Origin of the sequence: Streptomyces sp. FXJ1.172, assembly GCF_001636945.3 — a bacterium.
In the GTDB taxonomy this organism is placed as follows: Bacteria; Actinomycetota; Actinomycetes; order Streptomycetales; family Streptomycetaceae; genus Streptomyces.
Map to the genome: position 1 here is coordinate 4,337,721 of NZ_CP119133.2, position 15,126 is coordinate 4,352,846.

The following is a 15,126-nucleotide window of genomic DNA, read 5'->3' on the forward strand; positions in this document are numbered from 1 at the left end:
ACTTCCCCTTCTTACACTGCCGTTGAGGGGTTATCTGATCGTTGAGGGGGGCGATCGGGTGGGCAGACGTTTGCACGGACGCGGGGCGCTGTTCGACGCCGATCCGGCCGGGCTGGCCCCGCGGCTCATCGGCCTGCGCCCCCATCACCATCGCGCCACCCCCGTGGAGCACCCCGACGGACCGCCGTTCGTGGTGCTGACCGGCGCGCGCGGACTGGGCAAGAGCGCGGTCCTGGCCGAACTGCGCGACGCCTACCAGGGGCACACCCCCCTCGCGCTGGCCGACTGCGCGGAGGAGCAGTTCGCCCGGCCGCCCGTGGACCGGCCCGCCGAGTCCTGGTCGCCGCTCACCCAGGCGCTGCTGGTGATCGCCGAGCAGCTCGCCGAGCCGGTGACCGGCGCCCGCCGGATCACCTTCCCACGGCTGATGACGGGCCTGGTCGCGGTGGCGGCCGGCGGCTGGAGCGACGCCGACTCGGAGCGGATCCGCCGGGAGGTGGAGCGGATCCTGCTGCTGAACGAGAGCGGCTCGCGGTTCGGCGGGTTCGCCGGACGCTGGGCCGGGAAGGTGGCGGCCAAGGTGGTCGCCGCGGCCACCGGCACCGGCCCGCTGGTGTCGGGCGCGATCGAGGCGACCCTGGAGTCGATCGCCGAGGGGTTCGCCGGCCGGCGCCACCAGAAGGCGTCCGAGTGGTACCGGACGTACCCGAACGCGGGCGGGCACGCGCAGCGCGGACTGATCCTGCTCTCCCGGCACTTCCGCGAGGACGGCCCCGCCCGGGAGCACGCCGAGCGGTATCTGGTGCGGGCGCTGCTGGCCGACCTGACGGAGGCGTACACCGGGGTGCTGCCGCGGATGCAGCGCATCGGCCGCCCGCTGGTGCTGCTCGACAACGCGCAGTCGGCGCCCGGCCCGGGGCTCATGGCCGCCGTGCTGCGCGACCGGGCCGAGGGCCTCGCCGACCAGGTGGTGTTCGTCGCGGCCCGGCGCGGTGAGGGCGGTGACAGCGAGAAGCTGCCCAGCGCGGCCCGGCGGGAGCTGGCGGAGGTGGCCCGGCGCACGGACTGGACACCGGACGCGGCGCCGTCCTCGCGGGCGCTGCTGGTGGCGCTGCCGCCGCTGAGCGCGGACGACACCCTTCACATCGTCGGCTCGGTGTGCGGGGACCTGCCGGTGCCGCCCCATCTGCCGCACGCCGTGCACCGGTTGACCGGCGGCAACCCGCTGGGCATCGTGCTGCTCGCCGAGTCGGCCGCGCAGCACCTGCCCGGGGCGTCCTCGCTGGGCGAGCTGCTGACCGCGCCGGTGCGGCCCGCCGAGGACCTGCCCGCCGCGCCCGCCTACGAGGCGCTGCTGGACCGGCTGGTGCCGGCCGAGTACCTGGCCGAGCTGACCGTGCTGGCCGCCGCCCACGACCACGGCTCGGCGTGCGCGCTGGCCGCGGCGCTGCTGCCGGACACCTTCGGCCCGGCGAGCGTACGGGAGGTGCGGACGCTGCTGGCCGCGGAGGGGCTGCCGGCCGTGCCGGGCCGGTTCGTCGGCGACCGCTTCGTGCGCACCCTGCTGCTGCTGCGGCTGCACATGCTGCACGACGCCCCGGCAGCCCGGGCCGAACCGGCCGACCGCGGTGCCCAGGCCGCCCACGCGGCGTGGCGTACCGCGCACGAGACGCTGATCGCCCACTACACCCGGCCCGAGCACGCCCGTTACCGGCTGCACCACGAACTCGCCCTCGGCAGCACGCAGTCCACGGTCGCCCATCTGCGCGACACCTTCCCCACCGCGGACACCCGCGCCTGGCTGCGCACCCTGCGCTTCGTGGCGTCCGCGCCCTACTTCCACGCCCACGACGCCGAGGGCCGTGACTTCACCGGCCGCGGCGACGGGCGCACCGCGGTGGCGCTCGGCCGCACGGACGCCGAGCACGCCGTGCCGGAGGGCGCGGACGCCGTACTGCACCTGCGGATACGGCGGCTGCTGCACGCGGTGTGGCAGCTGGCGGATCCGCTGGTGCTGCCCGATCCGCAGGTGTGCGACCGGCTCCGGTTCGAGCTGGAGCAGCTGTCCAATCTGCGGCCGGCGGCGGGCGCGCTGCTGTGGCGGGCCTCCCGGGACTGGCCGGCGGCGGCGCTCGCCGGGCGCCCGCTGACCGGACCCGAGGACCCCGACGAGCCCGACGAGCCCTACGACCCTGACGGCACCGACGACAGCGACGACACCGACGACGGCGAAGACGGCCCGGACGACCGGAGCGGGGAGGCGTGATGGCGCGCAGGGGCATGGGGACGTGGCTGCGCGAGGGCGTGTGGGAGATCCCGCTGCGCCGCTATCTGGCCCTGCTGCTGGCGGCGGCCCTGGTGACCGGCCTGGTGTTCGCGGTACGCACCCTCACCCACGACGACCGCTCGTGCGCGCCCGGGGTGTCCCGGCCCCAGGGCAGCGACGAGTGCGTGGGCGTGGCGACGGGACCGCGGCCGTACGACTTCGGGCAGGACCGGCTGACCGCCTCCGTCCAGGCGATCGCAGGGGAGAACGCCCGGCTGAAGCCCGGGAGTTATGTGACGGTCGCGCTGCTGCTGCCGTACACCTCCGGCTCCGCGACGATGCTGAACGACGTCCAGCACCAGCTCCAGGGCGCCTACCTGGCGCAGTACCAGGCCAACCACGACGCCAACGGCCAGACGCCGAAGATCCGGCTGGTGCTCGCCAACCCGGGGGCGACCGGCACGTACTGGCAGCGGACCGTGGACCAGCTGGACCGCATGACGACGAGCAGCACCGACACGCTGCGCGCGGTCGCCGGCATCGGACAGAGCACCGATGCCAACAAGGCGGCCGTCGCGGCGCTGACCAAGCTGCACATCCCGGTGATCGGTTCCTCCATCACCGCCGACGACCTCGCCAACGGCCAGGGCGGCAAGAACCCCGACCCCTACCCCGGGCTGGCCCGTGTGGCGCCGACCAACACCGACGAGGCCCGCGCCATCACCAAGTTCGCGCAGCTGAAGCAGGGCAAGGCGCTGCTGGTGTACGACAAGCCCGGTGACCCGTACACGCTCACGCTCCAGCAGTCGTTCTCGGCGCTGCTCAAGGGCTCGCGGTACGAGCCGCAGCCGTTCACCCCGCCGGACGACCGCAGCCAGGAGGGCACGACCCCGAACACCTTCCGGCAGATCACGAACCTGGTGTGCGACACCGACCCGGGGACCGACACGATCCTGTTCGCGGGCCGGCACGTGCAGCTCAGACAGTTCATCAACGCGCTCGGCGCCCGCGGCTGCCAGGACCGGAGGTTCACCGTGCTCACCGGTGACGAGGCCTCCTACCTGACCTACGAGAAGGACCTGGACCGCGACGCCCTGCGGCACAACCTCTCCGTGCTCTACACCTCCCTCGCCCACCCGGACGCCTGGGTGCGGGGCGGCCCGCCGGCGACGGGCGGCTCGGCGGCGGACACCGCCACGCTGCAGACCCTGCTGACGGCCGCCCAGCGGGCGCCGGTGGGCCCGATCGGCTCGGTCGCCCTGGACGACGGACAGCTGATCATCGGCTACGACGCCCTGCAGCTGGCCGTGCACGGCATCCGCGAGGCGGTGCCGCCGGGCAAGACCATCCCGGCGCTCGCGGACGTGGGCCTGCAGTGGCCGCAGGTCAAGGGGAAGTCACAGCGGGTGAACGGGGCGAGCGGCTGGATCTGCCTGGACGCGCACGGCAACCCGTACGACAAGGCCGTGCCGATCGTCGAACTGACCCCGCAGGGCGGCTCGCGCTTCGTGCGGATCGCCTGGCCGGAGGGGAAGCCGCCGTCGCGGGAGTGCCTGCCGCCGGCCTAGGAACGGGCCTAGGAACGCCCCAGTCGTTCGATCAGTCGTTCGAATCTGGTGCGCCAGCCGGGCTCCGACTCGCCCTCGCCCCGGAACTCCCGGGTGAAGCGCAGCACACTCGCCGCGTCGCCGTCCCGCTCCAGATGGAACCGGAGCCGTGCGCCGCCCTCGAGGGTGTACTCGGCGACCCGGTCCACGTCCCAGGCCGTGACCCGCCCGGAGCCCAGCTCGCCGAGGACGACCGCGCCGCCGAGCCGGGGTTCGAGCACGTCGGCGGCGGCGCACCAGCCCGTGAGCCCGTCACGGGTGGCCACCGCCGGCCAGACGTCTTCCATGGGCCGCGGGAGCCGCACCAGGAAGTGGAGTATGTGCGCGTTCCCGTGGCTCTGACTGGTGCCCTGTGCGATGGAACCGCTCATGACACCAGTGTGGGCGCCCCTCGGCTCACACGCCCGCGTAGGAGTGCTTGCCGCTGACGAAGATGTTGACGCCGTAGTAGTTGAACAGCCAGCAGCCGAAGGCGATCATCGCCAGGTAGGCGGCCTTGCGGCCCTTCCAGCCGGCCGTCGCGCGGGCGTGCAGGTAACAGGCGTAGGCGACCCAGGTGATGAAGGACCAGGTCTCCTTCGGGTCCCAGTTCCAGTACCGGCCCCAGGCGTCGCCCGCCCAGATCGCGCCCGCGATGATCGTGAAGGTCCACAGCGGGAAGACCGCCGCGTTGATCCGGTAGGCGAACTTGTCCAGCGAGGACGAGGCGGGCAGGCGCTCCAGGACCGAGGTCGCGAAGGCACCGGGCTTGCCGCCCGTCTGCAGCTTGGTCTCGTAGGAGTCCTTGAAGAGGTAGAGGATCGTGGCCACCGCGCCCACGTAGAAGACCGCGCCGCAGAAGATCGCCGTCGAGACGTGGATGTACAGCCAGTACGAGTGCAGGGCCGGGACCAGCTGGTCGCTCGCCGTGTACAGGACGGTGACCGCGAGGCCGAGGTCGAGCAGGACCGTGGTGATCAGGAACAGGCCGAGCCAGCGCACGTTCTTCTTCAGGGCCAGCAGCGCCAGGTACACGCCGACGGCGACCGTGGAGAAGGTGATGTTGAACTCGTACATGTTGCCCCACGGGGCACGCTCCACGGAGGCCGCGCGGGCGACGACGCCGCTCAGTTCCACCAGGAACGCGAGCACCGTGAGGGAGACGGCGATCCGGCCGAACAGGTCGCCCTGGACGTCCCCGCCGTGCGCACCGGGACCGTCCGGCACGTCCCGGGCGCCGGCCGCCGAGCGGACGACGACCTTCGGCCGCTCCAGTACGGCGGTGCCGCCGGCCTGCTTGACGGTGACGGCCGGGCCGCTCGCCTTCTGCTCACCGGCGTCGGTGAGCGCGTTGGCGGTACGGGCGACCTTGCTCCGGCTGCCGAAGATCCATTCGAGGATGTAGGCGAAGAAGGCCAGCGTGTAGACGGCCATGGACGAGTAGATCAGCGTGTTGCTGATGCTCGCCAGGTGTTCGTTGGTCGCTGCGGCGAGTTCGGTTGCGGCGGCGAGAGTCACTTCTCAGCCCCTTCGGCAGGTACGACGGAAGATTCGGTGGAGTCGTCGTCGGCGTCGGGGGCTCCCGGCGCCTGGTCGTAGAGGGTTCCGGCGAGGTCGCCCAGCTCCTCGGGCACCTTGGCGGACTCGCTGCGGCCTAGCCCGGCCATCTCGACGACCGTCACGCCGTCGGCGCCGCGCACCGCGCGGACCCACACCCGGCGCCGCTGGATGAACAGGGACGCGGCCAGACCGAAGATCGCCGTGACGGCACCGCCGAGCGCCCAGCCGCTGCCGGGCTCCTGGACGATCTCGAAGCCGGCCCACTGCTTGATGTCCTTGTCGAAGGTGAGGGACCCGGCGCCGTTCGGCAGCGTGAGGGTGTCGCCCGGCTGCAGGAGCTTCTTCAGCAGCTGGCCCGTGCCGTCCTTGAACCCCGTCATGTGCGTCTTGTCCAGCTGGTACACGCTCTGCGGGATGCCGGAGTCGACGCCGAGGTCGCCGTGGTAAGCGTTCACCGCGAGCAGCGGGTTCACCAGCGCCGGGAACTGCGAGAGCATCGTGCCGCTCTTCGGGTCGAAGGTCGGCACGAAGAAGGCCTGGAAGCCGAGCTGCTCCGCCTTGCCCTGCGCGTTCTTGTAGCCGTCCATCACCTTGATCACGCCGTTGGAGCTGACGTTGCCGTCGAGCGGCAGCAGCGGCACGGCGTCGTGGTAGACCACGTTGCCCTTGCCGTCGCGGACGGTGATGACGGGCGCGTAGCCGTGGCTGACGAGGTAGACCTTGGCGTCGCCGATGTGCAGCGGCTCGTTGACCTTGACGGTGGTCGCCTTCTGCCTGCCGTACGCACCCTCGCTGTACTCGATCTTGGCCTGGTAGGTGCGCGGCGTGCCCTTGTTGGGGCCGGTCAGCTCGTAGGTGCCCCTGAATTCCTTCAGGTTGAAGCTGAACGGCACCAGGTCGTCGTTGCGGAACAGGCTGCCGGACTTGAAGTCGTCGTACTGCAGGATCGAGTTGGAGAAACCGTCGCCCTCGACGACCAGCTTGGTGCCGTCGGACTTGTACAGCTGGCCCCAGGCGAAGGCGATGAGCAGCACGATCAGGGCGATGTGGAAGGCCAGGTTGCCCAGCTCGCGCAGATAGCCCTTCTCGGCGGCGACGGCGTCACCTTCGACGTGCGCGCGGAAGCGGCGCTTCTTCAGCAGCGCGAGCGCGGCCTCGCGCACCTGCCCGGGGTCGGCCTCGGTCCGCCACGTGGTGTACGCGGGCAGCCGGGTCAGCCGCTTGGGCGCGGCCGGCGGGCGGCCGCGCAGCTGGCCGACGAACTGCCAGGTGCGCGGGATGATGCAGCCGATGAGCGAGACGAACAGCAGGATGTAGATCGCGGAGAACCACACCGAGCTGTAGACGTGGAACAGGCCGAGCTTGTCGTAGATCGGCGCGAGCGTGCTGTGCGCCTTGCGGAAGTCGTCGACCTTGTTGATGTCGGCGCCGGTCTGCGGAATCAGCGAGCCGGGGATCGCGCCGAGCGAGAGCAGCAGGAGCAGCAGCAGCGCGACCCGCATGGAGGTCAGCTGCCGCCAGAACCAGCGGAGCCAGCCGATGACGCCGAGGCCGGGCAGGCTGGTCAGTTCCTCCTTGGGCGCGGTGGACAGCTGGGAGCCGGCCTCCCCGAGGTCCTCCTGGTCCTGGCTCGTGTCGGTTGCGGTCTTGGTCATCGATCAGATCCCCACAGTGAAGCCGTTGGACCAGGTCTGCATCTGCTGCACCAGGCTGTCCCAGGCACCGGTCAGCAGCAGCACGCCGGTCACGATCATCATCGTGCCGCCGACGCGCATCACCCACACATAGTGGCGCTTGACCCAGCCGAAGGCACCGAGGGCCTTGCGGAAGGCGACCGCGGTGAGGACGAAGGGGACGCCGAGGCCGAGGCAGTAGACGACCGTCAGCAGGGCGCCGCGCCCGGCGCTCGACTCGTTCCAGGACAGGATGTTCACCGACGACAGGGTCGGACCGAGGCAGGGTGTCCAGCCGATGCCGAAGAGGGCACCTATGACCGGCGCGCCCACGAGGCCCGTGGCCGGCCGCTTGTGGAAGCGGAACTCGCGCTGGGTGAACCAGGGCATCAGCCCCATGAAGAACGCGCCCATGAGGATCATGAGCACGCCGAGGACCTTGCTCAGCGGGTCCTTGTAGTCCTGCAGGGTCGAGCCGAAGTAGCCGAACAGTGCCCCGCCGGAGACGAACACGGCGCTGAAGCCGAGCACGAACAGGGAGGCGCCGGCGACCATCCGCCCGCGCCGGGCCTCGGCGAGGTCGGTGCCCGCCACCCCGGTGACGTAGGAGAGGTAGCCGGGGACCAGCGGCAGTACGCACGGCGAGAAGAAGGAGATGAGGCCGCCGAGCAGAGCCACCGGCGCGGCGACGAGCAGCGCGCCGTGCAGCACGGTCTGGTTCTGGCCCGTCGCGGCCAGCGTCACGAGGGCACTCACGTCACTTCTCCGCGAGGACCGGCTTGAGCATCTTCAGCAGCGCCGTGTCGTCCAGCGCCTCCAGGGCCCGCGCGGCGACCTTCCCGTGCCTGTCGATGACGAGCGTCGAGGGGATCAGCTGCGGGTTGAGGGTGCCCTTCTTGAAGCGGAGCATCAGCTTGCCCGTCGGGTCGTACAGGCTCGGGTAGTCGATCCCGTGTTCCTTCTCGAAGTTCACCGCGGGCGTGGTGCTGGTGTCGCGGGTGTTGATCCCGACGAACTGCACGCCCTTGCCCTCGTAACTCTTCGAGACCTTGGCGAAGTACTGCGCCTCTTCCCGGCACGGGCTGCACCACGAACCCCAGACGTTGACGACGACGACCTGGCCCTTGAAGGAGGCGACGTCGAGGGTCTTGCCGTCGATGGTCTGGCCGGACAGGTCCGGGGCCGCCTCACGCCTGCCCGCGGCCGCGGTGTCGATGCCGTTGTGGCCGGTGACGAAGTTGGTGTTGCCACCGCCGCCGGAGGTGCCGCCCTTGCCGCACGCGGACAGGGTCAGGGCCGCGGCTGCGGCCACTGCGCCGAGGAGGGCGGCGCGGCTACGGGTACTCATGTGAAAAGTTTCGCATGCCAGTTCCGGGGATCTCGCGCACCCCCCTGCCGGGCGGAAAACCGCATTTCAGGGCGTATTTACACGGGACATTTCCGGCAGGGGGCACACGCGGCGGACTCAGGCGAGGAAGGTCTTCCAGCCGCCGGCGGGCGCCTGCCCGGGGGCCAGCGTGCGCAGCTTGGCGAGCACCTCGGGCTTCTGCACGTCGATCCAGTCGGCGAACTGCCGGAAGGAGACGAGGCGGACGTCGGCGCCCTTCTCCTTCGCCTGCGCGATGTGCTTGAAGGCCTTCTCGACGGCGTCCATGTAGATGCCGCCGTTCCAGTGCTCGAAGTGGTTGCCGATGAAGAACGGTGCCCGGTTCGAGAAGTACGCCCGCTTGAAGCCGGCGATGTACGCCCCGGCCGCCTGCTCGCGCCAGCCCGGGTAGTTGTAGGCCGGCGCCTTGGTCGAGTTCTGCGACTGGTTGAACATCATGTTGTAGTCCATCGAGAGGACCTGGAACTTCTTGCCGGGGAACGGGATCTCCTGGAGCGGGAAGTCCCACAGGCCGTGCTTCTTCACCGGCCACATCTGCAGACCGCCCGGCGAGGAGGCGTCGTAGCGCCAGCCCAGCTCACGGGCGGTCGGCAGCAGGTTCTCCTGGTTGAGCAGGCACGGCGTACGGCCGCCGACCAGTTCCTTCTCGTAGTCGAAGGGCAGGGGCGGCATGTCGGTGAAGCCCGTGTTGGTCTTCCACTCCTTGACGAAGGCCTTGGCCTGCTTGATCTCGCTGTGCCACTGCTGCGGGGTCCACCACTTGACCGAGGTGTGCGCGTCGCCGCAGAAGTGACCGTTGAAGTGGGTGCCGATCTCGTGGCCCTCGAGCCAGGCCCGGCGGACGTTGGTCAGCGTCGCCTTGACGTGCTCGTCGTTGAGGTAGCCGATGTCGGAGGCGCCGACGCGGTTGTTCGGCGGCACATAGAGGCGCTTCTTCGACTCGGGCAGCAGATACAGCCCCGAGAGGAAGAAGGTCATGCTCGCGCCGTACTGCTTGGCCAGGTCCAGGAAGCGCGGGAAGAGTCCGTTGCCGACCTCGCCGGCGCCGTCCCAGGAGAAGACGACGAACTGCGGCGGGGTCTCGCCCGCCTCCAGCGGCCGGGGGGCGTCGGGCTGGTGCGGCTGCTTGCCGGTGTAGGAGGTGGAGCCGTCACCGATGAGCTTGCCCTGGGGCGCGCCGCTCGCGTCGCCGCCCTGCCCGGACTTCCCGTCGCCGGAACCGCCCGAGCCACCGGCGCCGTCGGAGGACTTCTGGCTCCCGCAGCCGGCGAGGGTGGCGGCGGCCGCCGCGCCTGCGCCGAGGCCGAGTATTCCCCTGCGGGAGAGGGTGCGGGAGACGGTGCGCATGGAGGATCCCCGATTCGTCGCGCCTGCTGGGTAGTCACCCAGACAGAGGGCTCGACGATCGGGGAGGTTCCGATAATTCTTATGTTTTTCGCAATAGTTACGGCAATAAAAATCCAAGACCGGTCAAACGCATCGTCAGAAACGGTGTTCAGCCGGTCTTAAATTGATCGTCAGGCTCCGAAGGCCTTGCCCTGAGGGGCGTTCCTGCCCTTCTGCGGCTTGGCCCCGGCCCGCAGGTGAGCCGGGACGAGATCGATGGCCGGCTCGCTGTAGCCGACCGACACGATCTTGTCGCCGAGGTAGGTGAACGACGTCAGGGAGGCGAGGGTGCACTGCCGCTTGCGCGGATCGTGCCACAGCCGGCGCCGCTCCACATAGGACCGCACGATCCAGATCGGCAGCTGATGACTGACCAGCACCGCCTCGTGCCCGCGCGCCTGGTCCTTCGCCGCGTTCAGCGCACCCATCATCCGCACGACCTGGTCGACGTACGGCTCGCCCCAGGACGGCTTGAACGGGTTGACGAGGTGCTTCCAGTTCTCGGGCCGCTGCAGCGCGCCGTCCCCCACCCCGAAGGTCTTGCCCTGGAAGACGTTGTCGGCCTCGATGAGCCGCTCGTCGGTGTCCAGGTCGAGGCCCTGCGCCTTGGCGATGGGGGTGGCCGTCTCCTGCGCCCGCTCCAGCGGCGAGGCGCAGACATAGGTGACGTCCCGGGACGCGAGGTGCTCGGCGACCCGGTCGGCCATCTGGCGCCCCAGCTCGGACAGGTGGTAGCCGGGCAGCCGCCCGTAGAGAATCCCGGTCGGATTCTCCACCTCACCGTGCCGCATGAGGTGGACGACGGTGACGTCCTTGTCCCTGCTGGTGTCGCTGATGCTCACGCGGTGGCCTCCGCAGCCGCTCGGGCCGCCGCCGGAAGGGCGTCGGCGATCTTCTGGACGGCCCGCTCGTCGTGGGCCGTGGACACGAACCAGGACTCGAAGGACGACGGCGGCAGGTAGACGCCGTCCGACAGCATCGAGTGGAAGAACGCGGTGAAGCGGTACGACTGCTGCCGCTTGGCGTCCTCGTAGTTCTGCACCCGCCGGTCGGTGAAGAACACCGAGAACATGTTGGAGGCGGTCTGCACCCGGTGCGCGACGCCCTCCTTGTTCAGTGCCTCGGTGACGAGGGCCTGGATCTGCGCGGACACCGCGTTGACGGTGTCGTACGCGGCGTCGTCGAGCAGCCGCAGCTGGGCGAGGCCGGCGGCGGTGGCGACGGGGTTCCCGGACAGGGTGCCCGCCTGGTACACGGGCCCGGCGGGAGCCAGATGAGCCATGACGTCGGCGCGCCCCCCGAAGGCGGCGGCGGGGAACCCGCCGCCCATGACCTTCCCGAAGGTCATGAGGTCGGGCTTGACCCCATCGACCCCGTACCAGCCGCTCCTGCTGGTACGGAAGCCGGTCATGACCTCGTCGGAGATGAAGAGGGCGCCGTTCTTCCGGCAGGCGTCCTTGAGCCCCTGGTTGAACCCGGGGTCCGGCGGCACCACGCCCATGTTCCCCGGCGAGGCCTCGGTGATCACACAGGCGATCTCACCGGGGTGCCGGTGGAAGGCCTCCTGCACGGCCTCGAGATCGTTGTACGGCAGCACGATCGTGTCGCCGGCCTGGGCGCCGGTGACACCGGGGGTGTCGGGCAGCGCGAAGGTGGCCACACCGGACCCGGCGGCGGCGAGCAGCGAATCGACGTGCCCGTGGTAGCACCCGGCGAACTTGATCACCTTGGACCGCCGGGTGAACCCCCGGGCGAGCCGGATCGCGGACATGGTCGCCTCGGTCCCGCTGCTGACGAGCCGCACCTGCTCCACGGGCTCGACCCGGGCGACGATCTCCTCGGCGAGCGCGACCTCGCCCTCACCGGGCGTACCGAAGGACGTACCGCGCGCGACGGCCTCCTGGACGGCGGCGATGACCTCGGGGTGCGAGTGCCCGAGGATCATGGGCCCCCAGGAGCACACGAGGTCGACGTACTCGCGCCCGTCGGCGTCGGTGAGGTACGGGCCGCGGCCGGACACCATGAAGCGGGGCGTGCCGCCGACGGCGCGGAAGGCGCGCACCGGGGAGTTCACACCGCCCGGCGTGACGGCGGAGGCGCGGTCGAAGAGCGCCTGGGAGGCGGGCGCATCGTAGGGATAGGGCGTTTCGCTCAGGGCACTCATGACGTGCGACTTCTCCCGCTTCTCGGGCTCCGGTTGCGTGGTGACCTCCTCAGGGTAGGCCGCTGCGCGCGCGAAGCGCGGCCTGCCTCGGGATCCACCGCGCCCCTCCGCCGTCGCCGGGCGCCCTCACCACCCGCCGTCGCCGCCCCCGTCGCCATCCCCCATCTGCGAGACTGAGACCTGATACACACAGCTCATACGCACGTAATGATCAGGGGCCGGAAAAGAACCCGCGGACTGTTGTTCCACCGCACGTTTCGGCGGGCGGCCGTGGGGGAGGTCACTGACACGATGATCGGGTTGCGCGGCGGGGGCCACGCGTCCTAGAAAAGCAGTCGGGTGGAGATATGCATCGCGGTGGCGGACTGGGCGAGGGGACTGATGACCTGGGTCCTCGACGTGCCCGGCGGGGAAGGCACCGGCGCGACGCGGAGGAAGCGGCTGAAGCACGTCAGACACAGGGTGTACCGGGCGAGCCCGAGCGGTACGACCGGCAGATCGACCGCCGGCTCGACCACCGGGCCGACCGCCTCAGGGCGGAGAGCAGGAATGGTGGTCGGGTGGGGGTGACGTACAAATACTTCGGCGCGCCGGACGGCGCGACCGCGGCCCGCGTCCCCATCTCGATGCGCCCCGAGGAACTCGGCGGCGACGAGCTGGGCATGAACGGCATGTTCACCAAGATCAAGCCGGAGACGATGGCCGCGATGGTACTGACCGGCATCGAGGGCGTCCCCCTGCACAAGGTCCCGCCCCTCGAACTGGTCGTGCTGCACCCCGACTACGCGGTCGTCAGACTCCCCATGACGGTCGTCGACCCCCTGCGCGGCATCGGCGAGGAGGCGGTCGGCGCGGCAGCCTTCATCTGGTCGACGGTCCCGGACCGGGGCGGCCCGCGGGATGCGTTCAATGTGTACCAACTGCTGCACGAATGGCAGGACTTCTCGCATCGGTTGCATGAGGCGGGGCATCAGCCGTATTGCCTTGTTTGGCCCTGAGCTGGGGTTTCGTTGGTTTCGGGCGGGGTCTTCGGGCCTCGCCCTTTTTGGTGCCGGGGAGGGGCCGTCAGGCGGCCAGGGCACATTGAGGGCACATGGGTTTCTCTGGGGGCACTGATGTGCCCTGAGCCTCTGCTGCTGAGGCTTCGGCGAAGGCGTCGTCTATCGCCTTGCGGGTCCGCGTCTCGCTGGACGGCAGTAGGTGCGTGTACGTCCGGAGCGTGAAGCCCGGGTCCGAGTGGCCGAGGTACTCGGAGAGCGCTTTGGTGCTCTCCCCCGCGTCCAGGAGCACGGAGGCGTAGGCGTGCCGGAGAGCGTGCATCCCGTCTTCGGGGGCCGCCTGGAGGTACCTCGCCCCGCGCTCGCGGGGAGGGATCACGCCGGCGGCGGCCAGAGCGCGCTTCCAGTCGCCCATGTTGAAGACGCTGCGGTTGTAGGCCCGCCCATTCTGGTCGACGAAGAGGAGACGGAAGGTCTTCGTCTCGCCGTCCGGCTTGGCCCAGGGCAGGGTCACTTCGACCGGCGGGAACTCCTTCATATGGGCCTTGAGGGCAGCGGCAAGCTGGGCCGGTAGAGGCACGGACCGGATCTTGTTCCCCTTGGGCAGCGCGAAGACGGGCTTCGTGCCGACGAGCCGCACCTGGCGGTTGACGTGGATCCAACCGGTCCTGAAGTCGATGTCCTCGACGGCAAAGCCGAAGACCTCGCCCTGGCGCAGGCCGCAGCCGAAGGCGAGCTTGCCTCCGGCCTGGAAGCGCTCGGGCAAGCTCGCGATGACTGCGCGGACGCGTTCCAGCGGCCAAGGGATGATCTTCTTCTTGGTCGCGGTCGGCAGCTTGACCGACTTCGCCTTGCAGGGGTTCTTCGGCAGGAGCCCATCCTCCACGGCCGCGCCGAGGATGCTGGAGAGGATGTCGAAAATGCCCTCGATCGTCGACACCTCCAGGCGGGCGTCCTGGAGCCTGCGGATCCAGCCCTGGATGACCGAGGGCTGGTTGAGGGAACGCAGCTCGCGTCGCCCGAGGTGCTCGACGATGTGGTTGCGGACCGTCGCCTCGTAGCGGAGGGCTGTCGTCGGACCGACGGAGTTCGCGTCCAGCCACTTCTGCGCGTAGGCGCCGAGCGTCTGCTTCGTCTCGGCTGGTACGACGTAGGAGCCGCGCCGGATCTCGACGTCGACCTCGGCGGCCCGGTTGTCCGCCTCGGCCTTGGTGTCGAAGTTCTCCTTGCGCTGGCGGCCGTCCAGATCGCGGTAGCGGACCTGCCAACGCTTGCCGACACCGTGATCGGCGGTGGGGACCATCTGCCGCGTACGGCTCTTGTGTTCACCGCACTCGGCCTCGGTGGGCTTGGGGTGGGACTTGTGCCAGCGGTCGTACACGTCAGCCAAGAAGGACCCTCTCAATGCGCTCCCAGGTCTGGATCGGAGAGGTCTCCAGAGGCAGCAGGGCTGCAGGCGTAACGTCGAGGGCGTCAGCGATCGCGATGAGGTCATCGACGTCGCAGCGGCGGTGGGCACGCTCGGTGCGGCTGAGGGCGGTGTTGGACATCGGGCGTCCCAGCCTGGTGCATCGAGCAGCCAGCTGGTGCTGGGTCAGGCCGCGCGCGATGCGTATTCGCTCTATGGCGCAGGCGGTGTGGAGGCCGGCGGGGCCCATTTCGATAGGTCGGGTAGCCATGACAGTTAGCTGTAACTTGCAGCCAGTCTTTATGGCAAGAGTTGGTTCTTAAACTCTACAGAACTCGTTGCGGGTACTGGATGGGCGACGTGGTGTTTATCTCCTCTATTCGCCCCACGCGAGCGACCTTTACACAGAGAGGGTCGTGCTAACTTGCCTTCACGTGGACATTTTGGGTGATTTGCGGCAGTGTCTAGCGATATGGCTTTGCCGTCTGCACTCCACTTACGTGGCCACGCAGACACGAGCTGGCCTGCGGTGACGGATGCCACAGCTTCCGACAGAGCCTCTCCGTGGCTGGATAGCGAGTGGTAGTCGCCAACTTTTTGGTCAGCGGCCGATTCGCCTCTACGGTTATTCCGCCTTCGCCGCACCGAGGGAATTAGTGGAGAGTTTTAGAACCAATGCTGGACTTCTTCGCTAGCGG

The 15,126-nt window shown here is 69.7% G+C and carries 13 protein-coding genes; 3 read left to right on the forward strand and 10 right to left on the reverse strand.

What is annotated here, in order from left to right:
- The first annotated feature begins 58 nt into the window (after positions 1-58).
- Together A6P39_RS19260 and A6P39_RS19265 are read left to right on the forward strand one after the other, a co-directional pair.
- Positions 59-2,266 carry a hypothetical protein gene (locus A6P39_RS19260; RefSeq protein ID WP_079133890.1) on the forward strand — a complete coding sequence of 736 codons (2,208 nt, stop codon included), beginning with the start codon at positions 59-61 and terminating at the stop codon, positions 2,264-2,266.
- The gene (locus A6P39_RS19265) at positions 2,266-3,834 is read left to right on the forward strand and encodes an ABC transporter substrate-binding protein (protein ID WP_067057720.1); all 1,569 of its coding nucleotides are present in this window, start codon (positions 2,266-2,268) and stop codon (positions 3,832-3,834) included. The genes A6P39_RS19260 and A6P39_RS19265 overlap by 1 nt, the downstream gene beginning before the upstream one ends.
- A gap of 8 nt (positions 3,835-3,842) precedes the next feature.
- Here A6P39_RS19265 and A6P39_RS19270 read toward each other — a convergent pair whose 3' ends face one another.
- From A6P39_RS19270 to hemL, 8 genes are all read right to left on the reverse strand, one after another.
- A complete protein-coding gene (locus A6P39_RS19270; protein WP_067057723.1) occupies positions 3,843-4,244 on the reverse strand; it encodes a hypothetical protein in 402 nt (133 codons plus the stop codon).
- Between the two features lie 25 nt (positions 4,245-4,269).
- Positions 4,270-5,370 (reverse strand): c-type cytochrome biogenesis protein CcsB, encoded by a 1,101-nt coding sequence (gene ccsB, locus A6P39_RS19275; RefSeq protein WP_067057726.1) that lies wholly within the window; start codon positions 5,368-5,370, stop codon positions 4,270-4,272.
- Complete coding sequence (gene resB / locus A6P39_RS19280) at positions 5,367-7,067, reverse strand: cytochrome c biogenesis protein ResB (RefSeq protein WP_067057728.1); 1,701 nt, start codon at positions 7,065-7,067, stop codon at positions 5,367-5,369. The genes ccsB and resB overlap by 4 nt, the downstream gene beginning before the upstream one ends.
- 3 nt (positions 7,068-7,070) lie before the next feature.
- Complete coding sequence (locus A6P39_RS19285; RefSeq protein WP_067057731.1) at positions 7,071-7,841, reverse strand: cytochrome c biogenesis CcdA family protein; 771 nt, start codon at positions 7,839-7,841, stop codon at positions 7,071-7,073.
- 1 nt (position 7,842) lies between these two features.
- On the reverse strand, positions 7,843-8,433 hold the full coding sequence (locus A6P39_RS19290; protein WP_067057734.1) for a TlpA family protein disulfide reductase: 591 nt from the start codon (positions 8,431-8,433) through the stop codon (positions 7,843-7,845).
- A 117-nt stretch (positions 8,434-8,550) separates the two neighbouring features.
- Positions 8,551-9,819, reverse strand: coding sequence for a hypothetical protein (locus A6P39_RS19295; RefSeq protein ID WP_067057737.1), 1,269 nt, complete (start codon positions 9,817-9,819; stop codon positions 8,551-8,553).
- A gap of 170 nt (positions 9,820-9,989) precedes the next feature.
- Complete coding sequence (locus tag A6P39_RS19300) at positions 9,990-10,649, reverse strand: histidine phosphatase family protein (protein ID WP_199841078.1); 660 nt, start codon at positions 10,647-10,649, stop codon at positions 9,990-9,992.
- A 47-nt stretch (positions 10,650-10,696) separates the two neighbouring features.
- Positions 10,697-12,013, reverse strand: a complete 1,317-nt coding sequence (gene hemL / locus A6P39_RS19305; protein WP_067057797.1) for a glutamate-1-semialdehyde 2,1-aminomutase — start codon at positions 12,011-12,013, stop codon at positions 10,697-10,699.
- A 356-nt stretch (positions 12,014-12,369) separates the two neighbouring features.
- Here hemL and A6P39_RS19310 point away from each other — a divergent pair, with 356 nt between their 5' ends.
- On the forward strand, positions 12,370-13,020 hold the full coding sequence (locus A6P39_RS19310; protein ID WP_199841077.1) for a hypothetical protein: 651 nt from the start codon (positions 12,370-12,372) through the stop codon (positions 13,018-13,020).
- Between the two features lie 67 nt (positions 13,021-13,087).
- On the opposite strand, the gene A6P39_RS19315 is transcribed toward A6P39_RS19310, so the two are convergent.
- The gene (locus A6P39_RS19315) at positions 13,088-14,401 is read right to left on the reverse strand and encodes a tyrosine-type recombinase/integrase (RefSeq protein ID WP_067057747.1); all 1,314 of its coding nucleotides are present in this window, start codon (positions 14,399-14,401) and stop codon (positions 13,088-13,090) included.
- Position 14,402: 1 nt separating this feature from the next.
- Positions 14,403-14,699: a helix-turn-helix domain-containing protein gene (locus A6P39_RS19320; protein WP_067057750.1), complete on the reverse strand. Its 297-nt coding sequence runs from the start codon at positions 14,697-14,699 to the stop codon at positions 14,403-14,405.
- Positions 14,700-15,126: the final 427 nt, after the last annotated feature.